Genomic DNA, 12,694 nt, shown 5'->3' on the forward strand with positions numbered 1-12,694 from the left:
GTGTGCGCCGGAGAGGGCTACGTCGGCGGGATGGTCGGGGGTTTGCTCTCTCCCGGTGGATTCGCGGCTCTCGGCTCGAAGGTCCGCGGCGGGTTGCCCAACCGCGCGCCCGTCCGCTCCCGATGGCCCAACGGCCCGTTCATCCGCTGCGGGTTGAGCCACGCCGTGCTCGCCGGAAGCAGGGCTCGCGGCGAATCGGCTCTCGGCCCGCGCTCTCACGACTGAATGTCCGGCCACGCGCTGCGCCGCATTGCCGCTGTCCGCCGGAGCACCTTGGCGAGCCGCCATCCACTTCGCACTGTCGCCGGACGCAGCGCCAAAGACTGGCCAAACCACGATCGACAGAACTGCGCCGATCAGCGCAAAACCGATCCACCCCACCGTCGCGCCGTAGCCGCCTGCTGCGCTCACCAGCAAGCCGGTCCCCGCGATCCCCACCCCCGGTCCGGTATAAATCACCCCACTCCACTGCTGCGCCCCCAGTTCGGCGAGTCGCCGCAGGCCCCACTGGGACGCGAAGACGAACGTCCACGCACTCACAGCACCGGCGACAAAGCGTACCAACGCCCACACCCAGAACTGGCTTGTGACGCCCATCGCGAGCGTCAGCAGAACCGTCAGGACGAGCCCCGCACGCACCATGCGCGCCGGTTCGACCCGCAAAGCGGCGCAACTGACCGCGCCGATGAAATAACCCGCGTAGTTGAACGATGCCAGCCAGCCGCCCTGCTGGATGTCGAGCTGCGGCTGACCGAGCGCGCCGCCATGCAGCATCAGCGGCAGTAGGGGCGTGAACGCGAATCGCCCGATGCCGAGCGTGACGGCCAGCGTCGCCATGCAGGCGAGCGCCGCACGGCGCGCGGCATGGGGCTCGGAAAAGCGATCGTACGTACGGGAAACGAGGTCGGTCATGATCGGAAACAAATGACGGTGAGGCGGGCCGGCGCAGCGTCCGGGTCGATGGGTCAAATGCATATTAGCTTGACCTTTCAATCACGAAAAATGAATAATTAGGATGTCAGTCATCGCTTGGAGAGAATCATGGATCTGGCGGCCTTGACCATTTTTCGCGCGGTCGTGCGGGAAAACGGCGTGACGCGCGCCGCTGCCAAGCTCAATCGCGTGCAGTCGAACGTGACCACGCGCATCAAGCAGCTTGAGGAGCAGCTCGGCACCGACCTGTTCATCCGCGACGGCCGGCGGCTCGTCCTGACGCCGGCGGGCGAAACGCTGCTGCCCTACGCCGAGCGCCTGCTCGCGCTCGCCGACGAGGCGCGTCATGCGGTGCGCGAGGATCGTCCGAGCGGACGCTTGCGGTTGGGCACGATGGAGAGCGTCGCGGCGACGCGCCTGCCCGCCCTGCTCGCGCAATATCACCAGCAATGGCCCGCCGTCGCCCTGGAACTGGAGACCGGCACGACCGGCAAACTGATCGAGCGGGTGCGCGAGTTCGAAGTGGATGCAGCGCTCGTGGCGACGCCGCTGGACCCGGCTTCGCTCGGCGACCTGTTCGAAACGGTGTCGGTCTTCAAGGAAGAGCTGGTGATGCTCACACCCCGCGGACATCGGCCGATACAGGAAGTGCGCGACGTGGCGCTATCGACGCTGATTGCGTTCGAGCGTGGCTGTGCGTACCGGGCTTATATCGAAAAATGGTATCTGGAGCACGGCGTGAGACCCGCGCGCGTGCTGGAGCTCGGCTCGTATCACGCGATCGTCGCGTGCGTGGCAGCCGGTGCGGGCGTGGCGGTGGCGCCGCGCTCAGTGCTGGATCTGCAGACCGACGCCAGCAATATCGCGGTGCACGAACTGCCCGATATCGGGACGATCGAGACGCTGCTCGTGTGGCGACGCGGGCATTTTTCGTCCGCGCTCAATGCGCTGCGGCGCACGCTCGTGGCAGCCGAGGAAGGAGGTGTGGCCGCGCCGATGGACACAGTGGCCGGAAGGGACACAGCGCTAGCGACCGCCAAGGCAACGGCCGCAAACGTGGGCGCCGCATGAGCATTGCTAGCGGCACCGCAACAACCGCCAAAGCCGAATCCGCATGAGCGTCGGGAGCCGCCCGCAGACCCACCGCGGGCGAACCCGTGAATCACGCCGCGTCAGCACATGCCTCGCGCGACGACGGCACGAAAAAAACTGGGCCACGCGGCACGCCCGGTTTTGGCGCCCCGCATGGCCCGCACGGTTCAATCAGACTCGAATCAGAGCTGGCCTTCGACCCAGCTCTTCACGCCAGCCAGCGCAGCAGGCAGATTCGCCGGCTCGGTACCGCCAGCCTGCGCCATGTCCGGGCGGCCGCCGCCCTTGCCGCCAACTTGCTGCGCGACGAAGTTGACCAGCTCACCCGCCTTGACCTTCCTGCTTGCATCGGCGGTCACACCGGCGATCAGGCTCACCTTGCCGCCTTCGACCGAAGCCAGCACGATCGCCGCGCTCTTGAGCTTGTCCTTGAGCTTGTCGACCGTCTCGCGCAACGTTTTGACGTCCGCGCCGTCGAGCGTGGCCGCCAGCACGTGCACGCCGGCGACTTCGATCGCCTGCCCGGCCAGCTCATCGCCCTGGCTCGACGCGAGCTTCGACTTCAACGCGCTCAATTCCTTCTCCAGCGACTTCACCTGGTCCTGCACCTGGCTGATCCGCTGCGTCAGCTCCGACGGCTGCGCCTTCAACACCGCCGCGGCCGCTTTGATGCGCGCGTCGAGGTCCTGCACGAAGCGCACCGCGTTGTCGCCCGTAATCGCTTCCACGCGACGAATACCCGCCGCCACGCCGCCTTCCATCACGATCTTGAAGAGTCCGATGTCGCCAGTGCGATGCACGTGCGTGCCGCCGCACAGCTCACGCGAAAAACCGAGGTCGAGCACGCGCACTTCGTCGCCGTATTTTTCGCCGAACAGCGCCATCGCGCCGCCCTTCACCGCTTCGTCGTAGGGCATCAGACGCACGATGCCCGGCGCGTTCGCCAGCACTTCGGCGTTGACGATCTCTTCGACGCGGCGAATCTGCTCGTCCGTCATCGGCGCGTTGTGCGCGAAGTCAAAACGGGTCTTGTCGGCGTCGACGAGCGAGCCCTTCTGCTGCACGTGCGAACCGAGCACTTCACGCAGCGCCTTGTGCATCAGGTGCGTGGCCGAGTGATTGCGCTCCGTGCGGGCGCGGCGCACCGCGTCGATTTCCGCCTTCACGACGTCGCCCACCTTCAGCGTGCCCTGCTCGAGCGTGCCGTGATGGCCTACCACGTCAGCTTGCACCTTCAACGTGTCAGCGACGGCAAAGCGCACGCTGGCGTTCGCGAGCAAGCCCTGGTCGCCGACCTGGCCGCCCGACTCCGCGTAGAACGGTGTGTGATCGAGCACGACGACAGCCTGCTGGCCCTGCGCCACTTGCTGCACCGATGCACCGTCCACGTACAGCGCGATCACTTTGGCGTCGTCGAAGACGATTTCTTCGTAGCCGTGGAACGTGGTCTTCGCGCCCGAGTATTCGAGGCCTTGCGCCATCTTGAACTTGCCCGCCGCGCGCGCCTGTTCGCGCTGGCGCGCCATCGCTTCGTCGAAGGCCGGTTCGTCGACCGTCACTCCGCGCTCGCGGCATACGTCCGCGGTCAGGTCCAGCGGGAAACCGTAGGTGTCGTGCAGTTTGAACGCGAGTTCGCCGTCGAGCGTCTTGCCGCCCTTCGCTTCGAGGTCGGCCAGCGCCGCGTCGAGAATCGACATGCCATGCTCGATGGTCTCGAAGAAACGTTCTTCTTCCTGACGCAGGACATCGGTAACGCGCTGCTCTGCTTCTTTCAGTTCCGGATACGCGCCGCCCATCTGCGCGACGAGGTCCGCGACCATGCGATGGAAGAACGAACCCTTCTTGCCCAGCTTGTAGCCGTGGCGGATCGCGCGGCGCACGATCCGGCGCAGCACGTAGCCGCGGCCTTCGTTGCCCGGGATCACGCCGTCGACGATCAGGAACGAGCACGCGCGGATGTGATCCGCGATCACCTTCAGCGAGTTGTTGCTCAGGTCGCTTACGCCGGTTTCGCGGCCCGCCGCCTCGATGAGCGCCTGGAACAGGTCGATCTCGTAGTTGCTGTGCACGTGCTGCAGCACTGCGGCGATACGCTCCAGACCCATGCCGGTGTCCACGCACTGCTTGGGCAGCGGCGTCATGTTGCCCTGCGCGTCGCGGTTGAACTGCATGAACACGAGATTCCAGATCTCGATGTAGCGGTCGCCGTCTTCTTCAGGCGATCCCGGGGGGCCGCCCCACACGTCCGGGCCGTGGTCGTAGAAAATTTCCGAGCACGGACCGCACGGGCCGGTGTCGGCCATCTGCCAGAAGTTGTCCGACGCGTAGCGCGCGCCCTTGTTGTCGCCGATGCGGATGATGCGCTCGACCGGCACGCCCACTTCCTTCGCCCAGATGTCGTGCGCTTCGTCGTCTTCGTGATAGACGGTGACCCAGAGCTTTTCCTTCGGCAACTGGTAGACGCCTGTCAGCAACTCCCACGCGTAGTGGATCGCGTCGCGCTTGAAGTAGTCGCCGAAGGAGAAGTTGCCCAGCATTTCGAAGAACGTATGGTGACGCGCGGTATAGCCGACGTTTTCGAGATCGTTGTGCTTGCCGCCCGCGCGCACGCTGCGCTGCGCGGTGGTGGCACGCGAATACGGACGCGATTCCGCGCCGAGGAACACATCTTTGAACTGCACCATTCCCGAATTGGTGAAGAGCAGTGTCGGGTCGTTGCCGGGCACAAGGCTCGACGAGCGAACGATCGTATGGCCCTTCGATTCGAAGAACTTGAGGAATTTCTCGCGGATTTCGGCGGCTTTCATAGCGTGCGGGGGACGGTCCTGGCTGTTACCGGGCGGCATCGTGGGATGCGCCAACTGTTTGTTTCTTAAACGACTGATTATACGGGATCGGCGCGGCGGCGCGGCAGCCCGCCCCGCACGGTTAGCCGTTTGGCCAGGTTTGGCTGGGTAGCCGGTTATACCGGGAGATGTGCGGGGGGATGTGCGGATACGCGCCGGCGAGGTGCGGCCTACATGCGATTCGTCCTATGACGTTCGGCTGACTGCGCCGGCATGCGGGAATCGCTTAAGATTGCCCCCATCCGCGGCGCCTTGCGCGCCGCCTGGGCTACCTAGGAGACATTCAACAAGATGGGCGCTCTCAGTCATATCCGCGTGCTGGACCTCACTCGCGTGCTCGCCGGGCCCTGGTGCGCGCAGACGCTCGCCGATTTCGGCGCCGACGTCATCAAGATCGAACGTCCCGAAGTCGGCGACGACACTCGCCACTGGGGGCCTCCGTATCTCAAGACACCGGAAGGCGCGGACACGCGCGAGGCCGCTTACTACCTCGCGGCGAATCGCAACAAGCGCTCGGTGACGGTCGATATCGCATCGCCCGAGGGCCAGCGGATCATCCGCGAACTGGCCGCGCAGAGCGACGTGGTTCTGGAGAACTACAAGGTTGGCCAGTTAAAGAAGTACGGGCTCGACTACGCGTCGCTCAAGAAAGTGAAGCCCGACCTGATCTACTGCTCGGTGACCGGCTTCGGACAGACGGGCCCCTATGCGCAGCGCGCCGGCTACGACTTCATCGTGCAGGGAATCGGCGGCTTCATGAGCATTACCGGCGAGCGCGACGGCCAGCCGGGCGGCGGCCCGCAAAAGGCCGGCGTCGCGATCGCCGACCTGATGACCGGCATGTATTCGACCATCGCCGTGCTTACCGCGCTCACGCACCGCGACCGCACCGGCGAAGGGCAGTACATCGATATGGCGCTGCTCGACGTGCAGGTCGCGATGCTCGCCAACATGAATTCGAACTACCTGGCGAGCGGCCAGCCGCCGGTGCGCTGGGGCAACGCGCATCCGAACATCGTGCCCTACCAGACCTTCCAGACCAGCGACGGCTGGATCATCGTCGCGGTCGGCAACGACGGGCAGTTTCGCAAATTCGTCGAAGCGGGCGGTCGCCCCGAACTCGCCGACGACGAGCGTTTCGCGACCAACCCGGCGCGCGTGCGTCATCGCGACATCCTCGTGCCGATCCTCTCCGATATGGTTCGACTGCAGGGCAAGCAGCAGTGGATCGCCGCGCTCGAGGCGGCCGGCGTGCCCTGTGGGCCGATCAACGATCTCGGCGAGGTATTCGAGAACGAGCACGTGGTGGCGCGCGGGATGCGGGTCGATCTGCCGCATCCGTCGGGGGGCACGGTCAAGCTGGTGCGCAATCCGATCAACATGAGCGGCACACCGCCCGAGGCGCTGGCGCACCCGCCTATGCTCGGCGAGCACACCGCGAACATTCTGCGCGACATGCTCGGCTATGACGACGCGAAGGTCGCGCAGCTGCGGGCGAAGTCCGTGATCTGAGTGGGGCGGGCGTGGCGCGGCGGCAGAGCTCGGAGCGGTGACGTGGTGGCGGCTTGATGGCTCGATCGTGAAGCGGGTGCCGCATCCTGCGCCATACAGTGATCACGCCTCGCGTCGGCCGCGCTGGCGGCGCATTGCGATGCACGCCGTCGCACCGACGCCCGGCTCAACCCGGCGCGACCACCGAGGCCATGTGCTCGGCAAGTGCGGAGTGCGGCCGAACACGCCGGCAATGACGGCAATGACGGCATCGTCAAGCAATGGGCAATGGCTGCCCGGGGTTCGGCGAGCGGCGCCAAGACGCCGAGCCCGAAATGGCCATAGCGCCGGTCAGTGACAGTTGTGAGCGAGCCTTATTTGAAGTTCACCAGAAAGGTAGCGATGGTATTGACGGCCCCTGGCGTGACGGTAGCCGTGGTCTGCCGCATCCGCGCATAAAACATCAGGCTTGCTGTTTTGTTCGAGGTCGTAATACCCGAATTAGTCCAGTTGGTCGTCAAATCATTGTTTCTGAGTAAGGTGCGGCGGGTGGTGCCATTGNCCACCGCCACTCCCGTGGCATTGCCAGCACCGCTCATATTGCCGATCAGGTCGAGGCTGGTGGCGTCGGGATAATCAGTCGCAAAACCGTAATACACGCTGCCGCCGGAAATCATGCCCGGACAACTGATCGTGACTGGAATTGGCACGTTGCTGGTTGTTGTACCCACCGCGCTGAAAAATTTCAGTGGATAGGTCCCCAGATCGACGACGGTGTTCGACATGACGATCGGGTCGCACGGTGCGGAGGTCGATTGCGTGGGCGTGAGCTGAAAAAGCGCAAGGACATGGTTATAGTTCGCGCTTCCCCAGTTCGTAAAGCGCAGATTCATGCTCACCCGGTTGTACCCGCCAAAATTGCTGACCGAACCCGCCGTTGACTGTTTCTGAAGCTCGGTAGTGACGGTCAATGGGATCAACTGCATCAATCTCGCCAACGTCAGATTGTAGGTTCCGGCTGGCTGGGTGGTAAAGTTGGCGCTTGCCAGCGTAGGGTTCAGTGGGCCGCCGCCGACATCTGCAACATTGGGAATCGCATTGGCAAGGGTAATGGTATTGCCCGCTCCCGCGGTGCTCATCCACATGGACGAATTGCTGGTGTCGGTGCCAAGGGTGAAGCGGACATTGATATTGGGTGACAGCGTCAAGAGAAAACCAGGCGAGCCGCGGGGCGTCGGGTCGGTCTGATTGGCGACAATTGTTATCCTCAGATCGCCGGGCTTTCGGCATTGCAGGATGACGACCGAAGGATTATTCAACCCTGAGGACGGCGCGCTCCAGGCCGCCGTGGCGACGATGTCACCAACAGCTGCCGCGTAGGGAATCGCCACACTCGATCCGAAGTTCACCTGATTGACCGTGTTGATGGAGCCTGCCTGACTACTCGGCCGACAATCCGCATCGGCCGCATGCGCCATGGAGACTTTGCCTATCAGTAGCGTGGTAAAAACCACCGCTGTGGTCGTGTATTTGAGCAGATGCGCGATCATGTTGTTCATCATTCTCCCCTTTGGACGGCCGCACAAATCCCGGCGACATGTGTCATGGCACGGGTCTTTACCTGTTTCGGCAAGGCATAGGCATAGGTACATTGCTGCGTGCGCTGTTCGCCCCACTTGACGGTCCACGTCCCGGCGTCGTGTGCGCTGCGCACAAAAGCGCGGCTGCCTTGACCGAAGACACCGATCACCTCGTTGTCGTCGGCATACACGTCGGCACCCACGGGAACCGGTGCACCTGAGGACTGCTTCAGGTCGAGGAGCACGCCGCGCCCGTACTGCGTCGCGAACTTCAGAAGCACCCCAGCCCCGGCGTAAGGTGCGATTGCCTGACTCGTCTGCTTAAGTTCAATGTTCTGGTCCAGCCCTTCGGGCGAGAGCATCACTTCATTCATGCGGAACGGCGAGAGATACGGGACGACGGCGTAACCGAAGCGATTGACGTAGGTGTTGCTGGCGTTGGCCACCTTGGCGCCTTGCGCGCCCGGCGCCTCGACGATGGCGAACGATTCCCCGAGTGTGTGGCCCAAGGTCACGCCGCCCGGGTGCGCGACGACGCTGCCGGAGACCCCGCCCGAATACTGACGATAGCTGCCGGACTGCGACGCAGCCGCCTGCACGTCCATGTTGCTGAACTGACGCTGGACATTGCCGCCTATATTCGTCTGCCCCCCTGCCTGGTTGTAACCCACCTGCGCGCCATAGCTCAGCGAGTTGTCGGCCAACGCCGTGCCGAAGATCGAGGTTTGCGCGTTGTACCTGCCGCCGGTGCTCGCCAGGTTCGTGGTGGAGTTCAGCGTGTGAACGGACTGGTTGCCGAACGGAATCGTGACCGCCAGGAAGACGCTGTTCTGCTGCGTTTGCAAGTTGGGGCCGGCGAGCACGCGGCTGAAGTTGAGCGAGTAGCTGACGCCCCTGAACGTATTGGAATAACCTAGCTGGAGTTGCGTTGTCCGTCCGCTGGCACCCCATTGATTCGTCGTCGAGCCGACGACGTACAGTTGTCCATAGGTGCCGAGCGGCTGGCTCAGAGTCAGGTCGAAACGGCTCTTCGGGCGCGGCACGTCCGCCGGCGCGATGCCGTTCGCGTTGATCCGGTCGTTCATGTACGCGGTGTCGCGCAACGTCATGTAGCCGCTGGTCGAGTAGCGGTACGCGGCGACCGAAATGCTGGTGTCGCTGGAAGGCACGCGGTAGCTATGGGTCAGCTTGAAGCTCGTGCCCTGTCGTGTTCCCAGATGATGGAGCGTCGCATGCGACAGGGTCACATCGGCCGTCACCGCTCCGAATAGCGTGTTCAGGCCGATGCCGCCCATGCCAGCGAGGTAGTTGTCGGCAAGTTGCGTCGCCGCGTACGCTGTGACGAAGTTGTTCACGCCCCGGCTGTAGGTCAACTGGGTGAGCATCGGCTCGATGCTCAGGCTCGGATCGCGTAGCCGCCCAGCGGTCGCCGAATAACGCCACTGGCCTTCGCGCAGCATATCCGGCACCGAAGCGAAGGGAACAGCAAACGACTGCACGCTGCCGTCGGCTTCGGTCACGGTCACTTGCAGGTCACCGCCGTAGCCTGTCGGGTAGAGATCGTTCAGCTCGAAAGGGCCGGGCGGCACCGATGTTTCCAGCAGCACAAAGCCGCCTTGTCTGACTGTCACCTTGGCTTGCGTGCGGGCCACTCCGCGAATCACCGGAGCGTAGCCACGCTGGTCATCGGGAATCATCCGTTCGTCGGTGGCGATTTCGGCGCCGGTAAAGCCGATGCTGTCGAAGAACTGACCCGTGGTAAACGATTGGCCGACCACGACGCGGCTCTTGATCAGGGGCAAGCTCGCCTGGAGATAGGTCTGCGTGTTTTGCCAGTGGTAACCGTGGACCGAATCCCCGGTATAGCTGACCTGCGAGCGTAGCTGAGCCGGCCCGAGATTGAGACCGCTGCTGAGGCTCAGGTAATCGTTGCGAACCATGTGGCGCTCGCCGCTGCCGGACACAGACTGACTCGACCAATAGGTGTTGTAGTTATAGTTGGCAAACGCTACCGGCGCGCCCTGGTCCCAGAGTGCCGGGTCGACGAAGCCGCGGCTGCGTTTCGACAGGGCGATTTGCGGCACCTGCAGGTTCAGGCGCAACTGGGTGCTGTCGTATTCGCTGTACGCTTGCCCCCACAGCTGATTAAGGCGCACGCAGCCATCGCCTTGCTCGAAAAGCGCGAGTTGCGCCTCGTCAAGGTTTCCGAGCTCCAGCCCGAGTGAGGCCAGCATCGCTTTTGAGAAGCAGGCTTGGGGTGCGGTCTGTCCTTCGACGCGAACAAACATGACGTTGGCCGACGACATGCGATTGTTGTTCAGAAAGATGTCGACGAGGTGGGCGCCCGGGTCGAGGGGCGTTCCTTTGGAAAAGCGCGAAACGTCGACCTTCTGCGCGCCGGAAAGGAATACGTCATTGAAGATGACGGCGTCGCCGTCGTCCGGGACGGGCCGCGGCGCCATATCGGCCACTGCCCCGTCGGCGGCGAAGGCCGGAGCGCTCAGGACGTAGCCCGTGACGCCCGCCAGCGCGGTGACGAGCGCTTTGACTTTGAACGGCTGCATGGTCGCTCAGTCCTTCTTGGAGGACTGGGACGAGATGTTGCCATCCAGAGAAGCGGCTCCGGCAATCGCGGCGCCAATGTCGTCGATCAACTTGAATCGAACGCCTTGTACCCGTCCCGGAAGCCGGGTCGGCTTGAGCAGCGGGAAGGTCGCAGTCGTCCCCGGGGCGACCATATCGGTGGCGAGTTCATACGACGTCCCATCGGCGGTCACGTAGGCGTCCAGAAAAGACGCAAAAAATGTGGTCGGGTTGCGGACGGTCACGCTCATATGCTCGCCCTCCCCAGTGAGTTGCCACTGGAGCGCGCTGCCGAGATCCTTTGGCCCTTCGGCAAGCGCCGTCGGCCTGAAGAACAGCTTGATGCGGTTGCGCACGGCGATCTGCAAGGTATTCTGCTGTCCGGTCGCCGTCGGCTTCGGCGGAATCTCCAGTACGTTGAGCCAGAAAACCGATTCCTTGTCCTGGGGCAGTGCTTCGCCCGTGTAACTGATCCGCAGCACCTGCCCCTGGTGTGCGTTCATCCGGAAAACCGGTGGGGCGATCACAAACGGAACCTGCTGTTCAGCCACTGGCTTGTCTTCTCCTGTATCCAGCCACGCCTGGATCAGCAAGGGAATATTGCCTTCATTGCTCAACCGAACCAACGTGTCGCGCGAAGCCTCGTTGTAGACCACCCGTGTCCCGTAGATCAACACCGCCGCGTGCGACGACGCGATACCCAGCACCGCTAGCAGGAAAACAGCACTCAGCTTTTGTAGAATTCGCATATCACATTTACTTTAATAAGGATCACTGAGCATGACGCACTTCATAAACCACGCCGCAGTCCTGTTCAGTGCTCCCTCGTCTTCCGTGGCAGGGGCGGCATGCACACCGGCGCGCCCCTGCCAGCCATCCGCTAAAACGCTTACTGATACGACAGGGTGTAGGTCGCGTTCGCGTTGGCGGTGCCCACCGTCGCCACACCCGTCGCGACGTACCAGGCGTTGTACTTCAGGGTCGCCGCGCCGCTCGTCAGCGTCTGGTAAGCACTGGCCGCCGGCAGCTGGCCAAACTTGTTGTCGGTATCGGTGACATCAAAAATGGCCACCTGAACGTTGGTCGCGCCGCTTGTGGCATCCAGCGGCAGGTGACCGGTCACTGGATCTACCAGACCCGACTCGAACTTGGCCGCAACCTTCGTTGAACCACCGGAACAGCCGGTCAGCGCGATCTGAAACGGCGTCTGTCCTGCCCGCTGGCCGGCCGAGGCAAGGGCGCTCGCCGGCACGTCGCCGAGAGGGATCGCCAGGTCCGGCGCGTTGGCGTTGATCACACAGCTGTTGGCCGTGATGTTGCCGGTGAAATTCAACGTGCCGTCGGCGGCATGAGCGGCCGGAGCCAAGGCCACAAAAGCTGCAACCGCAGCCAGGGCGGGGGTAATTTTTTTCACGTGTAACTCCCAAGGGTTGGGGAAAGAACGCCGTACTCATTTGCGGCCGGCGGATTATTAGTGAACCGGACGCAGGAAACCATCGAACTAATTCGGTTTTTTCGGGCAAATGTCATGTGAAGCGTCCCGGGGTTTCCGGGGCCTCCAACGCTTGAGAAAATTGGTGCTGCGAAAAACACCAAGAAGAAGTGCCCGGAGCGCTCGAGCGTATCGGGGCGCTATACAGGATCTAAGAAATGATTCGGGCAAACCGCCCGACGAGCGCCGCGCGCATCGCCACGAGCATGCATGGCCGCTGCGCGATCGCTTCCACGCGTGGCTCACCACGACGCTGGGAACGCTCTCGCAAATCGATACAAGTCAGGCGATCCTCTATGCGTTGAACCGGTGCCAGGCGCTCACGCGCTTTTGCGATGCCGCCAATTCGAAACGGGCATTTGCCAGTCGAGTGCGCGCTACGCGGGGCGGCCATCGGTCGCCGTAGCTGTCTGTTTGCTGGAGCAGACTGTGGCGGCGAATGTGCCGCTGCCATCTACAGCCTCGTTGGCAACGCGAAACTCAATGGCATCGGTGCTGAGGCTATCTGCGCTACGTGCTCGCACACATCGCCGACCATGCGATTAACCGCATCGACGAATTCGCCCCGTGGGTGGTCGCTGCTCAGTTCCGCAGCGCAGTCTGACGATCGCGATCGCCAGTCAAGACGTCACTGGTGACGCGCTTAGCTGTGTTCCACGTCTGTAGTTGCTTTTTGC

The 12,694-nt window shown here is 63.3% G+C and carries 8 protein-coding genes and 1 pseudogene; 3 read left to right on the plus strand and 6 right to left on the minus strand.

The window, feature by feature from the left end:
• The coding region (locus CIC12_RS26080; RefSeq protein WP_238812895.1) for a YbfB/YjiJ family MFS transporter at positions 1-912 on the minus strand (912 nt) is incomplete at its 3' end.
• A 129-nt stretch (positions 913-1,041) separates the two neighbouring features.
• Between CIC12_RS26080 and CIC12_RS26085 the strand changes: the two genes are divergently transcribed.
• Entirely contained in the window at positions 1,042-2,004 is a 963-nt protein-coding gene (locus CIC12_RS26085; RefSeq protein ID WP_168668357.1) for a LysR family transcriptional regulator, read from the plus strand.
• Between the two features lie 203 nt (positions 2,005-2,207).
• Here the strand turns inward: CIC12_RS26085 and alaS are convergent, their stop codons facing one another.
• Positions 2,208-4,832 (minus strand): alanine--tRNA ligase, encoded by a 2,625-nt coding sequence (gene alaS / locus CIC12_RS26090; protein ID WP_168668359.1) that lies wholly within the window; start codon positions 4,830-4,832, stop codon positions 2,208-2,210.
• Between the two features lie 330 nt (positions 4,833-5,162).
• On the opposite strand from alaS, the gene CIC12_RS26095 reads away from it, so the two are divergent.
• Positions 5,163-6,383 (plus strand): CaiB/BaiF CoA transferase family protein, encoded by a 1,221-nt coding sequence (locus CIC12_RS26095; RefSeq protein WP_168668361.1) that lies wholly within the window; start codon positions 5,163-5,165, stop codon positions 6,381-6,383.
• 353 nt (positions 6,384-6,736) lie between these two features.
• Here the strand turns inward: CIC12_RS26095 and CIC12_RS26100 are convergent, their stop codons facing one another.
• From CIC12_RS26100 to CIC12_RS26115, 4 genes are all read right to left on the minus strand, one after another.
• Positions 6,737-8,014 (minus strand): fimbrial protein, encoded by a 1,278-nt coding sequence (locus tag CIC12_RS26100; protein ID WP_446728039.1) that lies wholly within the window; start codon positions 8,012-8,014, stop codon positions 6,737-6,739.
• Positions 7,921-10,506, minus strand: coding sequence for a fimbria/pilus outer membrane usher protein (locus tag CIC12_RS26105; RefSeq protein ID WP_168668365.1), 2,586 nt, complete (start codon positions 10,504-10,506; stop codon positions 7,921-7,923). Before CIC12_RS26105 ends, CIC12_RS26100 begins: the two co-directional genes overlap by 94 nt.
• A 6-nt stretch (positions 10,507-10,512) precedes the next feature.
• Complete coding sequence (locus CIC12_RS26110; protein ID WP_168668367.1) at positions 10,513-11,274, minus strand: fimbrial biogenesis chaperone; 762 nt, start codon at positions 11,272-11,274, stop codon at positions 10,513-10,515.
• 140 nt (positions 11,275-11,414) lie between these two features.
• Positions 11,415-11,939 carry a fimbrial protein gene (locus CIC12_RS26115; protein ID WP_168668369.1) on the minus strand — a complete coding sequence of 175 codons (525 nt, stop codon included), beginning with the start codon at positions 11,937-11,939 and terminating at the stop codon, positions 11,415-11,417.
• Positions 11,940-12,136: 197 nt separating this feature from the next.
• Here CIC12_RS26115 and CIC12_RS26120 point away from each other — a divergent pair.
• Positions 12,137-12,621, plus strand: a pseudogene (locus CIC12_RS26120) (IS66 family transposase); the annotation flags it as partial.
• Positions 12,622-12,694: the final 73 nt, after the last annotated feature.

Origin of the sequence: Paraburkholderia sp. SG-MS1 (genome assembly GCF_012275575.1) — a bacterium.
Lineage (GTDB): Bacteria > Pseudomonadota > Gammaproteobacteria > Burkholderiales > Burkholderiaceae > Paraburkholderia.